This window comes from Frigoribacterium sp. VKM Ac-2836 (assembly GCF_013248995.1).
Classification (GTDB): domain Bacteria; phylum Actinomycetota; class Actinomycetes; order Actinomycetales; family Microbacteriaceae; genus Frigoribacterium.
This window is the reverse complement of sequence record NZ_JABRPK010000002.1, coordinates 702,928-723,303: the sequence shown is the minus strand read 5'-3', so window position 1 is coordinate 723,303 and position 20,376 is coordinate 702,928. Positions and strand designations below refer to the sequence as shown.

Genomic DNA, 20,376 nt, shown 5'->3' with positions numbered 1-20,376 from the left:
GTTCGAAGGTGAGTGGCATGTCGTGACGTCTCGCGCCACGTCAGATGACGGCGGCACTCCAGGCGTCGGGGTTGCCGAACCGGTGGGCCGTGATGGCGATGGCCTGCTCTCGCAGGAACGGCAGCAGCTCGAGGCGCCCGGTCGGCGTGACGGGAGCCGCGAACACGGCCACCGCCGGGTCGCCGCCGAGGGCGTCCGACAGAGCCGAGGAGGCGCCGGTCACGTCGCCCGCGTCCGTCACCAAGCGCACGCGCTCGGTCGTCAAGCGGCCTGCCCGCACCCGGGCGTGCCAGGCGGCGTCGTCCTCGTGCACGAGGTCGGACACCGCGAGGCCGAGCACCCGGACGAGGGCGTCGGGCAACTCGAGGGACGACGACACCGTGAGCGGCGCGCCCGAGCGCAGGGCGGCGAGCAGCACGCGGACCACGTCCGCCGGAGCCGCACCGTCGGCGGCGCGGACCGTGACGGGCAAGGGACGGTAGCGCAGCAGGTCGCGTTCGAGACCGAGCGCGCTGACGTCGCGGGCTACACCGAACTCGGTGGCCCAGAAGTGCTCGTCGCTCGCGGCGGCGGCCCGGAGGTCGTCGCGAGCCGACGCACCCGACGCCCCGAGCAGCGGCGACGCGGCGTCGAGGGCGGCCAGGGCCTCGCGACCCGGGCGTGCCTCCTGCGGTGCGGTCATCGTCGTCGGCTGCCACGAGCCGAGGTGCACGAGGTAGTTCGGCCCGCCGGCCTTGGCGCCGGCACCGACCGAGGACTTCTTCCAGCCGCCGAACGGTTGGCGCCGCACGATCGCCCCGGTGATGCCGCGGTTGACGTAGAGGTTGCCCGCCTCGACACGGTCGAGCCAGGTCGACAACTCGGCGGGGTCGAGGGTGTGCAGGCCCGCGGTCAAGCCGTAGTCGGTCGCGTTCTGCAGCTCGATGGCCTCGTCGAGCGTCGTGGCGGTCATGATGCCGAGCACCGGGCCGAAGTACTCGGTGAGGTGGAACTCGCTGCCCGCGGCGACGCCGGCACGCACCCCGGGCGACCAGAGGCGCCCGGTGTCGTCGAGCTGCTTCGGCTCGACCAACCAGGTCTCGCCCGCGCCCAGGGTGGTGAGCGCGCGCTCCAGCTTGCCGTGGGCCGGCTCGACGATCGGGCCCATCTGCGTCGTGGGGTCGGAGGGCAGGCCGACGCGCAGGGTGGACGCGGCGTCGACGATCTGCCGGCGGAAGCGCTCGGAGGTGGCGACCGAGCCGACCAGGATCACCAGGCTCGCCGCCGAGCACTTCTGGCCCGCGTGGCCGAACGCCGACTTGATGACGTCGGACGCGGCCAGGTCGAGGTCGGCACTGGGGGTGACGATGATGGCGTTCTTGCCGCTGGTCTCCGCGAGCAGGGGCAGGTCGGTGCGCCAGCTGGTGAACAACGCGGCCGTCTCGAAGGCGCCGGTGAGGATGACGCGGTCGACCGAGGGGTGCGACACCAGGTGACGACCCAGGTCGCCCTCGTCGACGTCGACCAGCTTGAGCACCTCGCGGGGCACGCCGGCGTCCCAGAGGGCCTGCACCATGACAGCACCGCTGCGCTTGGCCTGGCCCGCCGGCTTGATCACGACGCTGCTGCCCGCGGCGAGCGCCGCGAGGGTCGAGCCGGCCGGGATCGCCAGGGGGAAGTTCCAGGGCGGCGTGACGAGGGTCAGCCGCTCGGGCACGAAGGTGGCCCCGTCGACCCGGTCGAGTTCTTCGGCGAGGTGGGCGTACCAGTTGGCGAAGTCGATCGCCTCGCTGACCTCGACGTCGCCCTCGGCGACGGTCTTGCCGGTCTCGCTCGCCGCGACCTCCATCAGGTCGGCGCGGCGGGCCGACAGCGTGGCCGCGGCTTCGCGCAGGACCGCGGCCCGACCCGCGCCTCCGCGGGCCGCCCAGCCGGCGGATGCCGCCACGGCCTCGGCCACGATCGCGTCGAGCGTGGCCTCGTCGGTCACCCGGGCGGACTCGATCAGCTCGACGCCGAGGCGCGAGTCGGCCGAGCGGGCGGCGATCTCGCGGCCCCAGGCACGGTTGTCGGCCAGGGCGGGGTCGGTGTCGGGCTCGTTGTCGAAACCGCTGCCGGCCGCGCGGGGCTGCAACGCCTGGGCGGCGTCGAGGCGGCTCTGCACGCGGTGCGGTGCCGGGGTCTCGCCGTCGACCTCGGCGAGCGAGGCGAGGAATCGTCCCTTCTCGCGTTCGAACATGGCCTCGTTCGAGGCGAGTTCGAAGACGGCGGACATGAAGTTCTCGCTCGACGCGTTCTCTTCGAGGCGGCGGATCAGGTAGCTGATGGCGACGTCGAACTCGCGGGGGTGCACGACGGGCGTGTAGAGCAGCAGCCCGCCGACATCGGCCTTGACCAGCTCGGCCTGCCCCTCGGCCATGCCGAGCAGCATCTCGAATTCGACCCGGTCGCTCACGCCCCGGGCCTCGGCCAGCAGGTGGGCGAAGGCGATGTCGAAGAGGTTGTGACCGGCGACGCCGATCCGTACGGCACGAGTGCGCTCAGGCGTGAACGCCCAGGTGAGCACGCGCTTGTAGTTCGTGTCGCTGTCCTGCTTGGTGCCGTAGGTGGCGAGGGGCCACTCGTGCACGGTGGCGTCGACGGTCTCCATCGCGAGGTTGGCGCCCTTGACGATGCGCACCTTGATCGCGGCCCCGCCGGCGTCGACCCGCTCGGTCGCCCAGGTGGTGAGGTGCTGCAGGGCGCCGAGGGCGTCGGGCAGGTAGGTCTGCAGCACGATGCCGGCCTCGAGGCCCTTCAGCTGCGGCTGGTCGAGGAGGCGCGTGAAGACCGCGATCGTGAGGTCGAGGTCGCGGTACTCCTCCATGTCGAGGTTGATGAACTTCGGCTTCGGCGAGCGTTCGGCGAGCTCGTACAACGGCGTGAGCTTCTCGACGACGCGCTCGACGGTCTCGTCGAACGCCCACATGGAGAGCTGGCTGACGATGGACGAGACCTTGATCGACACGTAGTCGACGTCGTCGCGAGAGAGCAGCGCCCGGGTGCCGGCGAGACGGTGCTCGGCCTCGGCGTCGCCCAGCACGGCCTCACCGAGCAGGTTGAGGTTGAGCCGCGTCTCGGCCTTCTTGATCTTCGCGATGGCGGCGCCGAGCTTCGCCGGGCGGGCGTCGGCGACGAGGTGGCCGACCATGCCGCGCAGCACCCGACGGGCGATCGGCACGACGACGCCGGGCAGCACGGGCGCCAGCACGCCGCCGAGGCGGACCGCGCTGCGCATGTGCCACGGCAGGAAGGCCGGGGCCTGCTTCGCCAGGACCGACAGGTTGCGGGCGGCCACCCCGAGGTCTTCCGGTCGGACGACCCGGTCGACGAAGCCGATCGTGAAGGCGAGGCCCGACTCGTCCTTCAGCACCTGGGCGAGCAGGTGGGCCGACCCCGTGCTCGGTGCGCCGGACGCCTCGTGCGCCCAGCGGCGGGCCAGGGCGACGGCGTCGTCGCCGATGCCGACGGGCAGGAGCTGTTCAGCGGTGGACGGCCCCGCCGTCTCGTCGATGGTGGTCATGGGATGAATGTAGGGCGGAACTTGCCACCTGGCAAGGTTTGACACGAGACCGTAACGTGCGCCGCGCCTCCTCGTCGACAGGGTGTCGATCGGCACTGGCGGCCGGGGCCGGACAGCGCTACCTTGGGCGCGTCCAGGCGGCGCGGAGCGCCCGCTGAGACCGACCCGTCTGCGCGTTGGCGGGCCACCCACACCACGGGAGCACGCATGGCGATGATCGAAGCACGTGGCCTGACCAAGACCTACCGGTCGAAGTCGGGGCCGGTCCGTGCGTTGACCGGTCTCGACCTCACGGTGCCCGAGGGCACGGTCAAGGCCCTGCTGGGCCCGAACGGCGCCGGCAAGACGACCGGGGTGAAGATGCTCACCACGCTCGAACGGCCCGACGCCGGCGTGGCCACGATCGCCGGGCTCGACGTCGTCGCGGACGCCCAGGCGGTGCGCCGCTCGATCGGGGTCTCGGGGCAGTACGCCGCCGTCGACGAGAACCTCACCGGCTTCGAGAACCTCGACATGATCGGGCGGCTGTACCACCTGGGCAGCCGCGTCAGCCGGGACCGCGCCCGAGAGCTGATCGACGTCTTCGACCTGGCCGCCGCGGGCGACCGCCCGGTCAAGGGCTTCTCGGGCGGCATGCGACGACGGATCGACCTCGCCGGGGCCCTCGTGACGAACCCGCGCGTGCTGTTCCTCGACGAACCGACGACGGGCCTCGACCCGCGCAGCCGCATCGCCCTGTGGGACATCATCACCGGGCTCGTCGACGGCGGCACGACCGTGCTGCTGACCACGCAGTACCTCGAAGAGGCGGACCGGCTGGCCGACGACATCTCGGTCATCGACGGCGGGGCCGTCATCGCCGAGGGCACGGCCGACCAGCTCAAGGCGCAGGTCGGCGGTCACCGCCTCGTCGTCGCCCTCGTCGACGAGGCGCGGGCCGGCCAGGCGGTCGAGGTGCTCCGGCGGCACGGCGACTCCGAGCCGGCCGTCGGGGCCGACGGCCGTCAGCTCGAAGTCGCGGTCACCGACGGCCCGACCGCTCTGCAGCGGACGCTCGCCGACCTCGGCGCGGCCGGCATCGAGCTGCACGACGCCGGCATGCGACGCCCCACCCTCGACGACGTGTTCCTGCAGCTCACCGGCCACCGTGCGGCGGACGACGAGGCGGGAGACGACCCCGACTCCCCCGAGGACGACCCGGCCGGCGGTCGGGGTCGTGGTCGGCGCGGTGCCAAGAAGAGAGAGGCACGGGCGTGACCACCACCGGAACCACCTCCGCCCTTGCGCAGACGCTCGTCCCGTCGACCGACACGGGCATCGGCACCTGGGCCTCGGACGGTTGGACCGTGACCAAGCGCAACCTGATCAAGGTGAAGCGCTCACCCGACATGCTGATCTTCGCCGTGCTGCAGCCGATCATGTTCGTGCTGCTGTTCAGCCAGGTCTACGGCGGCGCCATCGCCGTCCAGGGCACCGACTACACGCAGTTCCTCATGGCGGGCATCTTCGCGCAGACCGTGGTCTTCGGCTCGACGTTCTCGGGCGCCGCGATGGCCCAAGACCTGAAAGAGGGGATCATCGACCGGTTCCGCACTCTGCCGATGAGCCCGTCGGCCGTGCTGATCGGTCGGACGAACAGCGACCTGGCGCTGAACACGATCTCGATGGTCATCATGATGCTCACCGGCCTCGCCGTCGGCTGGCGCGTCAACGCCTCGGCGGCCTCGTTCGTCGGTGGGGTCGCCCTGCTGCTGCTGTTCAGCTACTCGTTCAGCTGGGTGATGGCGCTGCTCGGCATGAGCGTCAAGACGCCCGAGACCATCAACAACGCCTCGTTCATGATCCTGTTCCCGTTGACGTTCGTCTCGAACGCCTTCGTGCCGAGCGACACCCTGCCGACCGTGCTGCGGGTCTTCGCCGAGTGGAACCCGGTGTCGTCCCTCGTCCAGGCGGCCCGCACCTCGTTCGGCAACCTGGGCGCCACCCCGGTGCCCGACATCTGGACGATGCAGCACCCCTACGCCACCGTCCTGCTCGGCATCGCCGTGATGCTCGTGGTCTTCGTGCCGCTCTGCATCCGAAAGTTCCAGCGCATCAGCGCGAAGTAGCGGGCACCGGCGTCGGTGCGCACAGACGGGTCCACCCGTGCCAGGCTTGGTCCACTGACTCCCGGCGCGCTCTGTCTTCGAGACGAGGACCGGGCCGGGCGGTTCCGGCGGCGTGGCAGGGAGCAGGACGCCGTCGGCTCCACACGTTCCGTCGTGCACCGACGAGAGAGGTCACCGAAGAGATGGCACCCGCCGATCGCGCGACATCGCAGCCGTCCGAGCGGCAGGCCGCCCCCGTCGTCTCGAGCGGGAGGCCGGTCGCAGGCAGCCTGGACACGCTCCCTCCGACCGGGTTCCGGTTACAGGCCTCGCTCGTCTTCGCGTTCTTCGGCACGTGGTTCGCCCTCCTGCCGGCGACGCAGATCACGCTCGCTCTCAAGGTCGATCAGATCGACCCGGACGGTAAGGCCGCCACCCTGTCGCTCGTTCTCGGCGTGGGCTCCTTCATCGCGTTGATCGCGCAGTACGTCTTCGGGGCGCTCAGCGACCGCACCGTCGGCCGTTTCGGCATGCGTCGCCCGTGGCTCCTCGGCGGGATGGTCACCGGCGTCCTGAGCTTGTTCCTGCTGTCGGGCGCCGACACCGTGCCGCTCCTCGTGCTGGCATGGAGCCTGACGCAACTGACGTTCAACGTGCTCCTGGCCGGACTGAACCCGGTGATCCCGGACCAGGTACCTCGGCGCCAGCTCGGTCGCGTCTCGGGCTGGGTCGGCATCACCCAGAGCCTGGCCACCGTGAGTGGGGCCTACCTCGTGCACGTGTTCCTGCCGGACGTGACGATGGCGATCCTGGTGCCCGGCGCGTTCGTCGTGGTCAGCATCGTGATCCTGCTCTTCGTCCTCGGCGACCGGACGCAGACGCGCGTCGAGGTGCCGCCGTTCCACCTGTTGACCTTCGTCAAGGGGTTCTGGAGGAACCCACGACAGGCGCCTGACTTCACCCTCGCGTGGGTGTCCCGCTTCATGGTCACCTTCGGCAACGTCACGCTGGCCAGCTACCAGGTGTTCTTCCTCATCGACCGGTTCGGGTACACGCGAGCGGACATCGGGACCGCCGTCCTCCAGGTGACCCTGACGCTCACCGTCTGCACCGTCGCGACCAGCATCGTCGTCGGGCGGATCTCCGACCACCTCCAGCGGCGAAAGATCTTCGTCCTGATCAGCGCCACCATCGTCGCCCTGTCGCATGTCCTCGCGGCCCTGGCGGACGACTTCGCCATGTTCGTCGTCGCGATCGCGATCGCCGGCCTCGCCAACGGGGTCTACCTGGCCGTCGACCAGGCCGTCATCGCCGAGGTCCTGCCGTCCCGAGCGACGGTCGGCAAAGACATGGGCCTGCTGCACCTGGCGAACGTGCTGCCCCAGACCCTGGTCCCCGCCGTCGCGCCGCTCCTCCTCGCGATCGGCGCGAGCGGCGACAACTATTCGGCACTGTTCATCGGCGGCGCGATCGTCAGCATCGTCGGTGCCGTGATCAACCAATTCATCAGATCGGTCCGATGACACGGCCCGGCACCCGAGGCACGACAGGAGGCGCGGTCAGCCCGCGTGCCCGGCCGCCTCGCGCACGGCGGCGTCGAGTTCGCCCGTCGGCACCGTGAGGACGCTTTCGATCACGAGGCGCATCAGGGCCGGGACGTCGACGGCGTCGCGTTCGTACAACCACTGCAGCTGGAGGCCGTCCTGCACGGCGAGCACGACACGGGCGGCCGATTCGGCGGTGTACCCGTCGCGCAACCACCCGCGAGCCTGGGCGAGTCCGAGGTAGGCGGAGGTCGACGAGACGATGCGCTCGTAGTAGTCGGCGTAGTAGTCATGCGCCGGGTGGTCGGGTGAGGTGGCCTCGGCCGAGGCCGTGATGAACAGCGAGATGACCACCGGCACGTCGACGTTGTACTCGGCGAGCGCGACCAGCTCGTCGACCCGCATGCCTCCGTCGTCGTCGAAGTGCCGTCGCAGCCGCTCGTCGCGGCGGCGCAGCACGGCCATCAGCAGCTCGTCCTTCGTCGGGAAGTAGTGCATGAGCGACTGGTGCGAGACACCGCATCGCCGGGCGATCTCGCGCAGGGTGGCACCGTGGAACCCGACCGTGCCGAACACCGGCAGGGCCGCGTCGAGGATCGCCTCGCGCTTGGCGATGCCCTTGCGGTACCGTCCGGGCTCGCGCACCGTGCCGACCGGCGTGACGTCGGTGACGTCGGCGCGGGTCGTGTCGGGCTCGGGGGCGTCCATCGGGGTCAGCCTAGGTCGTCGCCGACCGGGATGACGACGACTCAGGACGAGGGGTCCGGACCCGGTGCGTCGGCATAGAGTTCAGCGGTGCCGTGGTCGCTGCTGAGAACGCCTGCCTTCCGGGCCCTCTGGGTCGGGCGCCTGTTCTCGTGGGTGGGCAACGGCTTCGCGCCTCTGGCCATCGTCTTCGCGGCCATCGACCTGGGTGCCGACGCCGTCGACCTCGGGCTCGTCGTCGTCGCCCGGTCGGTGCCCAACATCGCCCTGGTCCTCGTGGGCGGGGCCCTGGCGGACCGCTTCTCGAAGCGCACGGTCGCGATCGCCTCGTCGTGGCTGTCGGCGGCGTCGCTCGTCGTGGCGGCTGCTCTGATGCTGACGCAGACCGAGACCTTGCCCACCCTCGCGGCGGTCGGTGTCGTGAACGGTGCCGCAGCCGCCTTCTTCGGACCCGCGACGAGCGCCCTGCTGCGCGAGACCGTGCCCGACGACCTGCTGCGGGACGCGACGGTGCTCAGCCGGGTCGGCATGAACGTCGGGCTGGTGATCGGCACGGCCGTGGGCGGTGCCGTGGTGGCGACTGCGGGTTCCGGGCCGGCCCTGGCCGTCGGGGCGGCCGTCTTCGCGATCGCTGCCGTGGTGTTCGTCGGATTGCCCCGCGACGGGGCCCGTGCCTCGGGAGGGACGTCGGTGCTCAGCGACCTCGGCAGCGGGCTCGGCTTCGTCTGGCGCACCCGGTGGCTCGTCGCGACCGCCGCCCTGGCGTTCACGTTCCAGTTCGCCTTCGCCGGCGGGGTGCAGGTGGTCGGACCGCTCGTGGCGGACCAGTCGTTCGGTCGTCTGCTCTGGGGCTTCGCGGGTGCCGTGCAGACCCTCGGTCTGATCGTCGGCGCCTTCTGGGCCGGCGCGCTCCGAGGACGACTCCGCCTCTGGGCCGCCTGCCTCGGAGCGACCGCGCTCGCCCTGCCGCTCGTGCTGTTGTCGTTCGCCTACGGCACCGACCCGGTGGTGTTCGACCCGCTGCACTGGTTCTTCTGGATCAGCCTCGGCCTCTTCGCGGCGAGCGTCGGACTCGAGGTCTTCACGGTGCCGCTGGACGTCGTCGTGCAGCGGCAGGTGCCGGGGGTCTACCTGGGTCGCGTCTTCTCGTGTCTGACTCTGGCCTCGCTGGCCGGCGTGCCGGTCGGCGAGGTCGTCGTCGGGCCGCTCACCGAACTGATCGGCACCCCGGCGACCCTCGCCGCCCTGGCCGGCCTCGTGGTCGCCGTCGCGGTGGCCGTGGCGCTCAGCTCACGGGTGCGACGGGTCGACGCCGGCCAGGGGGCACGTCTCAGCTGAAGTCGCCGCGCTCGATCGCTTCGGCGTACTTGCGGACGTCCGGACCGGGCTCGTAGTCGATGAAGCGGTCCTTGACGGCGTCGTTGATCGCCTTGAAAGACTCCTCCCACGACTCTCCCGAGTGGGCGGCAGCGGCGTCACGGACGGCGTCGCGCAGCACCTTGTCGGCGTCGGTCAAGATCTTGTCGCGGGCCTCGTCGTTCCAGCGCACGTCGTTCAGGTCGGCCATGGTCTTCTCCTCGTGGGGTGGGGCGGTGGTGGGTGGGGTGCGGCTGCTGCTACTTCTTCTTCGGGCTCAGTGACGACCCCTTGTGGGCGGCTTTCGCCCCGCTCTTGTCGCTCTCGACGACGAAGTAGGGCTCGTCCTCCGAGGCCTTGAACTTCTGCCCGTCGAGCTGGAACTCCTTCACGCGTTTCTCCACAACCGTGCCGTGGGTCTCGCCCTGGGGGGTGTTCCAGGTGACGTGGTCTCCCTTGCTGAACGACATCGCGCCTCCTTGGTGTGTCGATCCGTCCGTCGGCGTCCGTGCCGCGCGGTGGTGGCGTGGACGCTACGCCGCCCGCGCCGACGCCTCACCCAGCGTCGAGGGGTACAGGGCCCGCTCGCTCAGCCGGTGAGGGAGGCGAGCACGGCGGCGAGCCGTCGGGCACGTGTCTCGGGCGTCTTCGCCGCCCCGATCGGCTCGACCAGCGCGCGTTGCCGGCTGTACGACAGGGCCTCGTAGGAAGCGCGGGCCGGGACGAGGTACCGCCCACCCATGCTCGCGACCGTGCCGCGGTACGTGTACCCCTCGACCGTGACGAGAACCGCAGGCTTCTTGCCCGATGCCAAGGCGTCCACGACCTCGGGCGGGACGACGATGCCCGTCGCGTTCGTCCGTGCCTCGGCGATCACGGTGCGGAAGGTCACGGGTTCGGTCATGACCGGAGGTTAGCCAGTCGACGCCCGCGGCACCACCGCACGGCGGTCGTGCTCAGACCGAGAAGCCGCCGTCGGCCTTGATCAGCTGCCCCGAGATCCAGCGCCCCTCACGCGACAGCAGGAACCGCACGACGCGGGCGATGTCGATCGGCTCGCCGAGCCGGCCGGTCGGTTGCCGCTCGGTGCCGCTGGCCCGGATCTCGTCGTCCATCCACCCCGTGTCGATCGGGCCGGGGTTCAGGGCGTTCGACGAGACACCCAGGTGCCCGAGCTCGCGCGCCGCCGCGATGACGAGCCGGTCCAGGGCGCCCTTGCTCGACCCGTACGGCAGGTTGTGCACGACGTGGTCGCTGGTGAGGGCGACGACGCGGGCCCCGTCGTCGAGCCGGTCGACCGGGGGGAGCTGCTCGGCGAACGCCTTGATCGCGAGCCACGCCGCCCGCACGTTGACGGCGTAGTGAGCGTCCCAGCTCTCGAGCGTGGTGTCGAGGATCGACGAGTCGACGCTGTGGGAGTGCGAGAGCACGAGCGCCGTCGCCGGTCCGAGGTCGTCGTTTACCGCTCCGAGGAGGCGCGCGGGAGTCCCCGGGTCCGCCAGATCCGCCGGGTACACGACCACGCGCGCGCCCGCGGCCTCGAGGTCGGCGACGAGCGACCCCACGTCGACGGCCTTCAGACCCCAGGGCATCGAGGCGTCGTAACCGTCCCAGGTGGTGAGGGCGAGGTCCCACCCGTCGGCGGCGAGCTCGTGGGCGATTCCGTTCGCGATCGAGTTCACGCGGCCGGCGCCGGTGAGCAGACAGATCTTCTTCGACATGCGGGTCTCCTTCGTCACCCGCTCAGCTTGTCAGACCGGTCGGCGCGAGAGGGATCAGCGCCCGCGGCGCGGTCGGCTGCGGCCCGTGCCGCGCTGCGGTCCCCGGCCCTTCGGGGGCGTGCGCTGGGGCTTGGCGCCGCGCGGGTCGGGGGCCGCCCCCTTGCGGCCGGTGGCCGCCTGCTCGGGTTCGTCGCGCCTCCTCGATCGTGAGCTGTGGGCCGTGCGGCCCCGGACGACGCCGATGAAGTCGTCGAGGTCGTCGGTGAGCTCGCCCTCGGGCCAGACGAGCGCGATCGTGGTCGGTGGCAGGTCGGCGACGTAGCGGTAGGTGACTTCTTTCCGGGCGTGCAAGCGGGCGAGGGACTGCGGCATGACCGCGACGCCCGCACCGGTCGCGACGACCGCGACGGCGTCGGCCGTCGAGAGCGACGGGTCGAGGTCGTTCCGGTGTTCGTCGGCGAACACGACCGCGTCCACCTCGTCCTCGGCGCCGGCAGAGGCGACGGCGTGGTCCTTCGGCACGACGACGACGGCCCGCTCGTCGTAGAGCCGGATGACCGACAAACCCCTGACCTCGATCGGCAGGCGGGCCAGGACCATGTCGACCCGGCCGTCGCCCCGGTCGTCGTCGAGAGCGGGCACCGCGTCGGCGTCGGCGAGCGGCACGAAGGCCAGCGGGGTCTCGGGGCGTCGTTCCTCCCAGAGCCTCGACCACTTCGACAGGGTCACGCCGGGCACGACCCCGATACGGAAGGGGGCGCGGGTCGGCTCGGTCGTCATGGCTCGAGGGTATCGGGCCGGTACCCTGGGCAGATGACCTCCGACGCGCCGTCCGGCAAGCAGCCGCAGACCCTCAAGCCCTTCACGGCCGCCAAGAAGCTCGGCGTGTACCTGCCGGCCACACCCGCCGAGTTCCAGGCCGCCCCCGTCACGCGCGAGGCCTTCGCCGAGCTCAGCACGAACCCGCCCGAGTGGCTGTCGGAGCTGCGTCGCACCGGCCCGCACCCGCGGCCCGTCGTCGCCCAGAAGCTCGGCATCTCGACCTCCGGCCTCGCCCGTGCCGGCGTCGACGACGTCATGACCACCGACGAGATCCACGCCCTGCTCGACGAGATGCCCGACTGGCTGCGCACCGAGCGTGGCATCCACGCCGACGTCCGCGAAGAAGAGCTCCGTGTGAAAGAGCGCAACGCCGGCCGCGAGGTCCTCCGCAAAGAGCGCGAGGCGAAAGAAGCCGCCGAAGGGCACTGACGCCCGCCCTGCGCTACCGTCGGCGACATGTCCTTCAACGACGACGCGCGCCTCGACGGCAGCAGGGTCAAGCGACGCGGCCGCGGCCGCACGGTGGGTGTCGCCGGCGGCGGCATCGGCATCGTCGGCCTGATCGCCGTCTTCCTCATCAGCCAGGCCACCGGGGTCGACGTGTCGGGGCTGCTCGGCGGAGGAACGGGCTCGGGGGCCGCGCAGCCCCTCGACGGCAGCGACCTCTCGTCCGAGTGCACGACGGGTGCCCAGGCCAACGAGAGCATCGACTGCCGCATGGTGGGCGCCGCGACGTCGCTCGACACGTACTGGGGCACCGAGGCCCCGGCCCTGGGCGTCACCGACTACCGCACCCCTGACTTCTTCCTCTTCAGCGGGTCGACAGACACCGGGTGCGGTGGGGCGACGAGCGCCACCGGGCCGTTCTACTGCCCGCCCGACGAGGCCCTCTTCGTCGACACCGACTTCTTCGAGCAGTTGCGGTCTCAGTTCGGGGCCAGCGGCGGCCCCCTCGCCCAGATGTACGTCGTGGGCCACGAGTGGGGTCACCACGTCCAGCAGCTGACCGGCGCCTTCGACCGCGCCGACCGCAGCGACACCGGGCCGGGATCCGACACGATCCGGCTCGAGGTGCAGGCCGACTGCTACGCCGGCGCGTGGATCGGTTCGGCGTCGACGATCGCCGACGCCGACGGCACCACGTTCCTCGAACCGGTCACCGAGCAGCAGGTCGCCGACGCGCTCGACGCGGCGGCCGCCGTGGGCGACGACCGCATCCAGTCCGCGGGCGGTGGCCAGGTCGACCCCGACACCTGGACGCACGGCTCGGCCGAGCAGCGTCAGAAGTGGTTCGAGACCGGACGCAGCCAGGGCGCGACGGCCTGCGACACGTTCTCGGTGCCCACCGACCAGCTCTGACCGCGAGGCCGACCCGCGCCTCCTGACCCGGTCCCGCACGTCCAGGCAACTCGAAGCGAGCCCTGCGGTCGGTCGTGACGTGGGGGGCGCAAGATGCAGTCACCCTCGCGACGGCATCGGCGTCGTCGCGACGACCGCAGTGGAGGTACGTCATGGCACGACCGGGCAAGGCCATCGAGTTCGACGGGTACGGGGACGTCGCCCAACTGCACTTCGTCGAGCAGCCGCTGCCGACACCCGCGGACGACGAGATCGTCGTCGAGGTGATCTGTGCCGGTCTCAACCACATCGAGAACTTCATCCGGCAGGGCGACTTCGTCGACCGGCTGCCGCTCGACTTCCCGGCCCGCGAGGGGTCCTGCTTCGCGGGCATCGTCAAGAAGCGGGGCGCCGCCGTGCGCAACTTCTCGGTCGGCGCCGAAGTGATCGGCCACGCGGTCGGTGGTGGCGCGCACGCCACCTACATCGCGGTCCCGGCGAGCGCCGTGGTGCCGAAGCCGCAGCACGTCCCGTGGGAGGTCGCCGGGGGGTTGTACCTCGCCGGGGCCACGGCGTACGACACGGTCCGCGGCCTGCACCTCGGGCCCGACGACGTCGTGGTCATCACGGCCGCCGCGGGCGGCGTGGGACACATCGAGTGCCAGCTCGCCCTGCAGCTCGGCGCCAAGGTGATCGGCACCTGCAGCCCGGGCAACCACGACTACCTGCGCTCGATCGGTGTCGTGCCCGTGGACTACGGCGACGGCCTGCGCGAGCGCATCGACAAGGCCGCCGGAACCGATCGCCACGTGACGGCGTTCATCGACAACTTCGGCGGTGACAACCCGGCGCTCAGCGCCGACCTCGGTGTGCTGCCCGCGCGGTTCAGCTCGAGCGAGGACCGCCTCGAACGCGAGATCCGCTTCATCGGCGCCGAACGCGACGACACCGAACCCGCGATGATCCTGTCGGCCCTCGCGAAGCTCATCGCCGAGAACAAGCTCCGCGTGCTCGTCTCGGGCTTCTACCCGTTCGACTACATCGCCCAGGCGTTCGAGGACCTCGCCGAGCAGCACTCGCGCGGCAAGGTCGTCGTGGGCATGCAGCCGGTCGAGACCGGCGCGCGGTCGCACTGGTACCTCTCGGCCAAGGCGCGGGCGGTCGCCGAGTCGCTCGGCTGAGCCCCGCCGACGGCTCGCGGACACACCGCCGAGTGGACAGGACGCCGCCGCACTCCGCGGTGTCCTGTCCATTCGGCGGCGTTCTCGGCAGGGCAGGACGCAGGAGGCGCGGGCCGGTGAACCCCGCCGGCGTCAGCGGGGCAGCCGCAGCAGCGCCCCCGGAGCCCTGACCGTCGCCGCCGCGACGTCCATCGCCCGGTCGAGTGCCGCCGACCAGTCGACCGGGCCGGGCTCGCGCCGCTCGGAGAGCAGCGAGGCGACGATCGACGCGAAGGTCGCGTCGCCGGCGCCCATCGTGTCGACGACCTCGCCCTCGGCCGACGAGATGCCGCGCTGCAGTGCCACGTCCGACGTCGCCAGCACCAGGCTCGCCCCGGCCGAGCCGCGCGTGGCGAGGACTCCCCCGGTGCCCGCCGCGAGCAGCGCCTCCTGCCAGTCGGCGAGCGATCGTCCGGCGACGAGTTCGGCGTCGTCGTCGCCGACCTTGACGAGCAGGGTCGAGGCCGCCGCCCGCTCGAAGCCGGCCGCGAAGTCGGCGATCTGCGCGGCCCCGCCGGGCAGGAACCCGGGCCGGGGATTCGGGTCGACGACGAGTCGCACGGGGTCGCTGCCGATGACCCGCAGCAGGCGGTCGGTGAGGGCGGCGTCGTCGAACGGGTACGAGCTGACGGCGACCAGGGGCGCGGACTCGAGCACCGCGAGCTGCTCGGGCGAGAAGTCGAGACCGCGGGCGACGGCGGCGTCGGTGAAGACGTAGGTCGGCTCGCCGGCGACCCGCAGCGAGACCGCGCGACCCGTGCCGAGCGGGTTGATCGTCGCGACGAGCTCGACGTCGTGCTCGGTGAGGAAGGCCCGGATCGACTCCCCGTCGGCGTCGTCACCGATCGACGCGAGCAGGGTGGTGGGCACGCCGAGGCGACTGAGCCCGACGGCGACGTTGAGGCCGGCCCCGCCGACGTGGTCGGTCGAGCCCTCGTCCGTGCGGATCTCGTCGATGAGGGCGTCGCCGAGAACGGCGACCCTACCGTCGGTGGTGTCCATGGGGGTGCCTTTCGTCAGCGTGCCGCAGCCACCCTATTCCGGCACACGGTCGGGTCGCGCTCCCCCGCTACGCTGGCCGACGTGACCGATTACGCATTGGCCGTCGACGTGGGCGGAACGAAGGTCGAGGCGGCGCTGGTCGCCTCCGACGGATCATTGCTCGAGGGCAGTCGCGACCGACGCCCGACCGGCGCCGGGTCGACGTCCGACGAACTCGCCGAGGCGGTCCGCGCGGTGGTCGCGCACGCCCTCGACGCCCTGCCGGACGGTGACGCACTCGTCGGGGCGGGCATCGGCAGCGCCGGGCCGGTCGACCTCGTGCACGGCACGGTGTCGCCGATCAACCTGCAGGCCTGGCGCGGCTATCCGCTGCGCGAGCAGGTCGCGGCCCTCGCGGCCTCGACCCTGCCCGACGCCGCTCCCGTCACCCTGCGGCTCGACGGCGTCAGCCTCGCCCTCGCCGAGCACTGGGTGGGTGCGACCCGGGGCGCCGAGAACGCCCTGGCGATCACCGTCTCGACCGGCGTCGGCGGTGGCCTGATCGTCAACGGCCGGCTGCTCTCGGGCGGCACCGGCAACGCCGGCCACATCGGCCAGATCCAGATCGCCGACCGCCCCGCGGGCGAGAGCGCCTGGGCCGCCACCCTCGAGGTCATCGCCTCGGGCCCGAACGTCGTCGCCTGGGCGCGCGCCCAGGGCTGGCCGGGCGAGCGCGGTGAAGACCTCGCCGCCGGCTACGTCGCGGGCGACGAGATCGCCGTCGCGGCCGTCCGCCGCTCGGCCAACGCCGTCGGCGAGGCCGTCTCGTCGGTCACCACCCTCCTCGACCTCGACGTCGTCGCGATCGGCGGCGGGTTCTCGCGCGTCAGCGACGACTACCTCGACCTGGTCCGGGCGACGGTCGCCGAGGCACCGGTCAACGACTACGCCCGGCGCGTCCGCGTCGTCCGCTCCGGCTTGAGCGACGAGAGCCCCCTGGTCGGTGCCGCCGCCCTCGTCTGGCGCGCCGAGCTGCTCGGCTGAGCCGCGCCTCCTGCGGTCGACGCCGCCCCTCGGGCGCCTGCCGCTTCGCTGGGAACGGATGCCAGCGACCCGGCCTAGGCTGGGTTGCATCCCACAACGTCGTCGGTATTCGGCGCGCCCTCGAGGCGCGCACCACCATCCGCAGAGAGGTCATCTCATGCCCACCACCGTCCCCGTCCTGCTCACGCCGTCCGCCGGCGCTCCCTTCGAGCACTCCACCGTCGAGCTGCGTGACGTCGGTCTGAACGACGTCCAGATCGACATCGCGTTCGCCGGCATCTGCCACAGCGACATCCACCAGGCCCGCGAAGAGTGGGGCAAGGCCATCTTCCCGATGGTTCCCGGCCACGAGATCGCCGGCATCGTCACCGAGGTCGGCTCCGACGTCACCAAGCACAAGGTCGGCGACCGCGTCGGCATCGGCTGCTTCGTCGACAGCTGCCGCGAGTGCGAGAACTGCCTCGCGGGCGAGCAGCAGTTCTGCGTCAAGGGAAACGTCGCGACCTACAACGGCCGCCAGTACTCGGGTGAGCCCACCTACGGCGGCTACGCCAAGCAGATCGTCGCCGACGAGAATTACGTGCTGTCGATCCCCGAGGGCATCGCGCTCGACGAGGCCGCCCCGCTGCTCTGCGCCGGCATCACCACCTACTCGCCCCTGAAGCACTGGGGCGCCGGTCCCGGCAAGAAGGTCGCCGTCGTCGGCATGGGTGGGCTCGGCCACATGGCCGTCAAGATCGCCCACGCCCTGGGTGCCGAGGTCACGGTCATCAGCCAGACCCTCTCCAAGCAAGAGGACGGCCTGAAGCTCGGTGCCGACCACTACTACGCCTCGAGCGACCCCGAGACCTTCGGAAAGCTCAAGAACTCGTTCGACCTGATCATCAACACGATCTCGGCCGACATGGACATCGACGCGTACGCCCGCACGCTGCGCCTCAACGGCACCATGGTGTTCGTCGGCCTGCCCGAGAACCCGCAGTCGTTCAGCGCCGGGTCGCTGATCGGCGGCCGTCGCAGCCTGGCCGGCTCGAACATCGGCGGTATCCCCGAGACGCAAGAGATGCTGGACTTCTGCGCCGAGCACCACATCGGTGCCGAGATCGAGACGATCGGCGCCGACGAGGTCGACGAGGCCTACGAGCGCGTCGTCGCCAGCAAGGTCCGCTACCGCTTCGTGATCGACACCGCGACGATCTAGCACCTGCCCCGAACGCGCGAAGGCCCCCTCCCGTCCCGGGTGGGGGCCTTCGTCCGTTCGCGGTGGACCGGACGAGCCGGACGCAAGAGGGCTCCGGGTCTACCCGGTGGGGGTGTTGAACCGGCGCAGCCAGCCCGCGAACTCGGCGAGCTCGTCGTCGGTCCAGCCCTCGACGTGCGTCCGGAACACGGCGCGGTTCTCGTGCCGGACCTCGAGCATGCGGCTCTCGGCACGTTCGGTGCTGTGGAGCGTCATGACGCGTCCGTCGGCGGCATCGGGCACCATGTCGACGAAACCGGCCTCGCGCAGCAGGGTGACCTGCCGGCTGACCGCGCTCTTGTCCATCGCCATCGCCTTCACGATGTCGCCGGCGCTGCACGGCTGGTGCTTCATCACGTACCGCAGCACGTAGAACGCCGTCGGGGGGACGTCCGGGTCGAAGCGCGACGCCGCCGCGGCGATCGTCCGTTTCGCCTCGACCATCATCGAGCCGATCTCGTCGACGACCCCGGCCATCAGCCCCTCGCGACCGTCGTCGTCGGCGCCCGGGAGGCGCGGTGCGGCCTGGTCGGAAGCGTCGCCCCCCGCGGGGCGCGGCACGTCGAGCACCGCACCCTCGGGCTGGCCGTCAACGGTCGGCTGCGACATCTTTCTCCTCGACCAGGGACGAGAACACCGGGCTCTCGGCCAGTTCGTCGGCGGGCACCGGGTGACCCGCCACCTCGGCGGCGCCCGTCGCGATGATCGTGTCGATGGTACCGGTGGGAGTCGTCGTGTGGCTGTGGTGACGGTGCTGCAGGTCGGCGACGTCCCCACCCTCGTCGATGGGCGAGACCGGGGCCGGCGTGGACCGCGTCGCCGGAGCGCTGGACACCGCAGGTGCCAGGCCGGCGGTCGCGGCGGCTCCCTTGGCGGCCGGGGACGAGGCGTTCGCGTCGACGGGAGCCGCGCCTCCTTCGCTGTCCTCGGAGGTCGTCGCCGCCGCCGAACCGGCCGCAGGACCGTCCGTCGTCGCCGCTGCCCGCTGGATGCCGGTCTTGGTGCCGAGCTCGACGTTCGGCAGCAGGCAGACGAACACGATGGTGATCAGCGCGAGCGGGGCCGCGATGAGGAACACGTCGGCGACGCCCTGCCCGTAGGCCGACTCGATGATGGTCCGGATCGGGCCGGGCACGGTGCTGAGGTCGGGGATGCTCGTCGAGCCGCCGCTGCCGAGAGCGCTGGGGTCGACACCCGCGTCGGTCAGGCCGTCGGTGATGTAGCCGGAGACCTTGGTGCCGAGCACGGCGCCCATGACCGAGACGCCGATGGTGCCGCCGAGGCTGCGGAAGAACGCGACGCTCGACGAGGCCGCACCCACGACGCTGACGTCGACCGAGTTCTGCACGACGAGTACGAGGTTCTGCATCACCATGCCGATGCCGAGACCCATCATGGCCATGAAGACCGAGACGATGGCGAAGTTCGTGTCGTACTCGATGGTCGACATGAGGAAGAGCCCCGCGGCGAGCAGGATCGACCCGACGATCATGTAGGGCTTCCACTTGCCGTACTTCGAGATGAGCGCGCCGGCCACCATCGACGAGATGAGCAGCCCGAGCACCATCGGCAGGGTCAGGATGCCCGCCATGGTCGGCGACTGGCCGCGGGCCAGCTGCATGTACTGACCGAGGAACACGCTGGTGCCGAACATCGCGACGCCGACGCTGAGCGAGGCGATCACCGCGAAGGTGAAGGTGCGGTTCTTGAACAACGTGAGGGGGATGATCGGCTCCTTCGAGCGGAACTCCACGACGACGGCCAGCGCGAGCAGCACGGCCGCGCCGACGCCCATCAGCCAGCTGGTGGTCGAGGCCCACTCGAACTGCTTTCCGCCGAGCGACACCCAGACGAGCAGCAGCGAGACGCCACCGGCGATCAGCCCGGCGCCCCAGTAGTCGACGACGACGGCCTTCTTGGGCTTGGGGGGCAGGTGCAGCGTGCGCTGGATGACGATGAGCGCCGCGACGCCGACGGGCACGCCGACGAAGAAGTTCCAGCGCCAGCCGATCGAGTCGGTGAGGACGCCGCCGAGCAGCGGGCCGCCGATGGTGCCGACGCTCATCACAGCGCCGAGGTAGCCCATGTACCGGCCGCGCTCACGCGGGCTGATGATGTCGCTCATGACGACCTGCACGAGGGCGGTGAGGCCACCGGCACCGAGGCCCTGGAAGACGCGGAAGGTGATCAGCGTGGCGGTGTTCTGCGAGAAACCGGCGGCGACCGAGGCGAGCACGAACAGCACGAGCGCCACCTGCAGCAGCACCTTGCGGTTCGTCAGGTCGCTGAACTTGCCCCAGAGCGGGGTGCTGACCGTCGTGGCCAGCAGGGTCGCGGTGATGACCCAGGTGTACGAGGTCTGGCTGCCGTTGAGGTCGCTCACGATGCGCGGCAGCGAGGTCGACACGACGGTCGACGAGAGGATCGCCACGAGCATGCCCATCAGCAGACCCGACAGGGCCGTGAGGACTTCGCGGTGGCTCATGCCGGGCGCCTCGCCCGGTTCGTGGGGTGCCGCAGGCTTCGTGCCCGCGGCGGTCGTGGTCTGCGACAAGGTGCGCTCCGGTGGTTCGAGATGGTGAGGGACCGAACGCCGTTGGCCGTGTCCGTTGGTTGCCGAACGTCAACCATACGCTTTCGTTGACGAAAAGCAACCATTTCTCTGCACGTACTGCATGTTTTTTCGGCTCCGCGCTCTCGGGCCGCGGACATGCAGGAGGCGCGGTGCGAGAGGTCCTCGCACCGCGCCTCCTGAAGGCCCTTCGTCTCGCCCGTGG

General features: G+C 71.2%; 19 protein-coding genes. 9 read left to right on the top strand and 10 right to left on the bottom strand.

Annotation, left to right across the window (positions count from 1 at the left end):
* Positions 1-40 precede the first annotated feature (40 nt).
* A complete protein-coding gene (locus HRF36_RS09750; protein ID WP_173209288.1) occupies positions 41-3,541 on the bottom strand; it encodes a bifunctional proline dehydrogenase/L-glutamate gamma-semialdehyde dehydrogenase in 3,501 nt (1,166 codons plus the stop codon).
* 207 nt (positions 3,542-3,748) lie between these two features.
* Between HRF36_RS09750 and HRF36_RS09745 the strand changes: the two genes are divergently transcribed.
* The 3 genes from HRF36_RS09745 to HRF36_RS09735 all read left to right on the top strand — a co-directional run bounded on the left by HRF36_RS09745 (position 3,749) and on the right by HRF36_RS09735 (position 7,151).
* Positions 3,749-4,798, top strand: a complete 1,050-nt coding sequence (locus HRF36_RS09745; RefSeq protein ID WP_173209286.1) for an ATP-binding cassette domain-containing protein — start codon at positions 3,749-3,751, stop codon at positions 4,796-4,798.
* 59 nt (positions 4,799-4,857) lie between these two features.
* Positions 4,858-5,649, top strand: coding sequence for an ABC transporter permease (locus HRF36_RS09740; RefSeq protein WP_371740140.1), 792 nt, complete (start codon positions 4,858-4,860; stop codon positions 5,647-5,649).
* Positions 5,650-5,831: 182 nt separating this feature from the next.
* Positions 5,832-7,151 (top strand): MFS transporter, encoded by a 1,320-nt coding sequence (locus HRF36_RS09735; protein WP_173209282.1) that lies wholly within the window; start codon positions 5,832-5,834, stop codon positions 7,149-7,151.
* A 36-nt stretch (positions 7,152-7,187) separates the two neighbouring features.
* On the opposite strand, the gene HRF36_RS09730 is transcribed toward HRF36_RS09735, so the two are convergent.
* A complete protein-coding gene (locus HRF36_RS09730) occupies positions 7,188-7,880 on the bottom strand; it encodes a TetR/AcrR family transcriptional regulator (protein ID WP_173209280.1) in 693 nt (230 codons plus the stop codon).
* An 87-nt stretch (positions 7,881-7,967) separates the two neighbouring features.
* Here HRF36_RS09730 and HRF36_RS09725 point away from each other — a divergent pair, with 87 nt between their 5' ends.
* Positions 7,968-9,215 (top strand): MFS transporter, encoded by a 1,248-nt coding sequence (locus HRF36_RS09725; RefSeq protein ID WP_173209278.1) that lies wholly within the window; start codon positions 7,968-7,970, stop codon positions 9,213-9,215.
* Here HRF36_RS09725 and HRF36_RS09720 read toward each other — a convergent pair.
* The 5 genes from HRF36_RS09720 to HRF36_RS09700 form a co-directional block, all read right to left on the bottom strand.
* Positions 9,208-9,444 (bottom strand): hypothetical protein, encoded by a 237-nt coding sequence (locus tag HRF36_RS09720; RefSeq protein ID WP_173209276.1) that lies wholly within the window; start codon positions 9,442-9,444, stop codon positions 9,208-9,210. The genes HRF36_RS09725 and HRF36_RS09720 overlap by 8 nt on opposite strands.
* A 49-nt stretch (positions 9,445-9,493) precedes the next feature.
* Positions 9,494-9,703, bottom strand: coding sequence for a DUF2945 domain-containing protein (locus tag HRF36_RS09715; protein WP_173209274.1), 210 nt, complete (start codon positions 9,701-9,703; stop codon positions 9,494-9,496).
* A gap of 119 nt (positions 9,704-9,822) precedes the next feature.
* Positions 9,823-10,137 (bottom strand): YdeI/OmpD-associated family protein, encoded by a 315-nt coding sequence (locus HRF36_RS09710; protein ID WP_173209273.1) that lies wholly within the window; start codon positions 10,135-10,137, stop codon positions 9,823-9,825.
* Between the two features lie 52 nt (positions 10,138-10,189).
* Complete coding sequence (locus HRF36_RS09705) at positions 10,190-10,954, bottom strand: SDR family oxidoreductase (protein WP_173209271.1); 765 nt, start codon at positions 10,952-10,954, stop codon at positions 10,190-10,192.
* Positions 10,955-11,008: 54 nt separating this feature from the next.
* Positions 11,009-11,734, bottom strand: coding sequence for a LysR substrate-binding domain-containing protein (locus tag HRF36_RS09700; protein ID WP_173209269.1), 726 nt, complete (start codon positions 11,732-11,734; stop codon positions 11,009-11,011).
* 33 nt (positions 11,735-11,767) lie between these two features.
* Here HRF36_RS09700 and HRF36_RS09695 point away from each other — a divergent pair, with 33 nt between their 5' ends.
* The 3 genes from HRF36_RS09695 (at position 11,768) to HRF36_RS09685 (ending at position 14,295) form a co-directional block, all read left to right on the top strand.
* Positions 11,768-12,205 carry a DUF5997 family protein gene (locus HRF36_RS09695; RefSeq protein WP_043597192.1) on the top strand — a complete coding sequence of 146 codons (438 nt, stop codon included), beginning with the start codon at positions 11,768-11,770 and terminating at the stop codon, positions 12,203-12,205.
* A gap of 27 nt (positions 12,206-12,232) precedes the next feature.
* Complete coding sequence (locus HRF36_RS09690; protein WP_173209267.1) at positions 12,233-13,135, top strand: neutral zinc metallopeptidase; 903 nt, start codon at positions 12,233-12,235, stop codon at positions 13,133-13,135.
* 152 nt (positions 13,136-13,287) lie between these two features.
* On the top strand, positions 13,288-14,295 hold the full coding sequence (locus HRF36_RS09685; RefSeq protein WP_173209265.1) for an NADP-dependent oxidoreductase: 1,008 nt from the start codon (positions 13,288-13,290) through the stop codon (positions 14,293-14,295).
* Positions 14,296-14,427: 132 nt separating this feature from the next.
* On the opposite strand, the gene HRF36_RS09680 is transcribed toward HRF36_RS09685, so the two are convergent.
* Positions 14,428-15,336: a carbohydrate kinase family protein gene (locus HRF36_RS09680; protein WP_173209263.1), complete on the bottom strand. Its 909-nt coding sequence runs from the start codon at positions 15,334-15,336 to the stop codon at positions 14,428-14,430.
* Positions 15,337-15,417: 81 nt separating this feature from the next.
* Between HRF36_RS09680 and HRF36_RS09675 the strand changes: the two genes are divergently transcribed.
* Together HRF36_RS09675 and HRF36_RS09670 are read left to right on the top strand one after the other, a co-directional pair.
* Positions 15,418-16,359, top strand: coding sequence for an ROK family protein (locus tag HRF36_RS09675; RefSeq protein ID WP_173209261.1), 942 nt, complete (start codon positions 15,418-15,420; stop codon positions 16,357-16,359).
* Between the two features lie 157 nt (positions 16,360-16,516).
* Positions 16,517-17,560 (top strand): NAD(P)-dependent alcohol dehydrogenase, encoded by a 1,044-nt coding sequence (locus tag HRF36_RS09670; RefSeq protein ID WP_173209259.1) that lies wholly within the window; start codon positions 16,517-16,519, stop codon positions 17,558-17,560.
* Positions 17,561-17,659: 99 nt separating this feature from the next.
* Here HRF36_RS09670 and HRF36_RS09665 read toward each other — a convergent pair whose 3' ends face one another.
* Positions 17,660-18,208, bottom strand: a complete 549-nt coding sequence (locus HRF36_RS09665) for a MarR family winged helix-turn-helix transcriptional regulator (protein ID WP_173209257.1) — start codon at positions 18,206-18,208, stop codon at positions 17,660-17,662.
* A complete protein-coding gene (locus HRF36_RS09660) occupies positions 18,189-20,084 on the bottom strand; it encodes an MDR family MFS transporter (RefSeq protein ID WP_173209255.1) in 1,896 nt (631 codons plus the stop codon). The genes HRF36_RS09665 and HRF36_RS09660 overlap by 20 nt, the downstream gene beginning before the upstream one ends.
* Positions 20,085-20,376: the final 292 nt, after the last annotated feature.

Bases quoted from the DNA above. Each gene is read 5' to 3' on its own strand.
- HRF36_RS09750 (WP_173209288.1), bottom strand. From the start codon at position 3,541: ATGACCACCATCGACGAGACGGCGGGGCCGTCCACCGCTGAACAGCTC.
- HRF36_RS09745 (WP_173209286.1), top strand. From the start codon at position 3,749: ATGGCGATGATCGAAGCACGTGGCCTGACCAAGACCTACCGGTCGAAG.
- HRF36_RS09735 (WP_173209282.1), top strand. From the start codon at position 5,832: ATGGCACCCGCCGATCGCGCGACATCGCAGCCGTCCGAGCGGCAGGCC.
- HRF36_RS09730 (WP_173209280.1), bottom strand. From the start codon at position 7,880: ATGGACGCCCCCGAGCCCGACACGACCCGCGCCGACGTCACCGACGTC.
- HRF36_RS09720 (WP_173209276.1), bottom strand. From the start codon at position 9,444: ATGGCCGACCTGAACGACGTGCGCTGGAACGACGAGGCCCGCGACAAG.
- HRF36_RS09715 (WP_173209274.1), bottom strand. From the start codon at position 9,703: ATGTCGTTCAGCAAGGGAGACCACGTCACCTGGAACACCCCCCAGGGC.
- HRF36_RS09710 (WP_173209273.1), bottom strand. From the start codon at position 10,137: ATGACCGAACCCGTGACCTTCCGCACCGTGATCGCCGAGGCACGGACG.
- HRF36_RS09705 (WP_173209271.1), bottom strand. From the start codon at position 10,954: ATGTCGAAGAAGATCTGTCTGCTCACCGGCGCCGGCCGCGTGAACTCG.
- HRF36_RS09700 (WP_173209269.1), bottom strand. From the start codon at position 11,734: ATGACGACCGAGCCGACCCGCGCCCCCTTCCGTATCGGGGTCGTGCCC.
- HRF36_RS09695 (WP_043597192.1), top strand. From the start codon at position 11,768: ATGACCTCCGACGCGCCGTCCGGCAAGCAGCCGCAGACCCTCAAGCCC.
- HRF36_RS09690 (WP_173209267.1), top strand. From the start codon at position 12,233: ATGTCCTTCAACGACGACGCGCGCCTCGACGGCAGCAGGGTCAAGCGA.
- HRF36_RS09685 (WP_173209265.1), top strand. From the start codon at position 13,288: ATGGCACGACCGGGCAAGGCCATCGAGTTCGACGGGTACGGGGACGTC.
- HRF36_RS09680 (WP_173209263.1), bottom strand. From the start codon at position 15,336: ATGGACACCACCGACGGTAGGGTCGCCGTTCTCGGCGACGCCCTCATC.
- HRF36_RS09670 (WP_173209259.1), top strand. From the start codon at position 16,517: ATGCCCACCACCGTCCCCGTCCTGCTCACGCCGTCCGCCGGCGCTCCC.
- HRF36_RS09665 (WP_173209257.1), bottom strand. From the start codon at position 18,208: ATGTCGCAGCCGACCGTTGACGGCCAGCCCGAGGGTGCGGTGCTCGAC.
- HRF36_RS09660 (WP_173209255.1), bottom strand. From the start codon at position 20,084: ATGAGCCACCGCGAAGTCCTCACGGCCCTGTCGGGTCTGCTGATGGGC.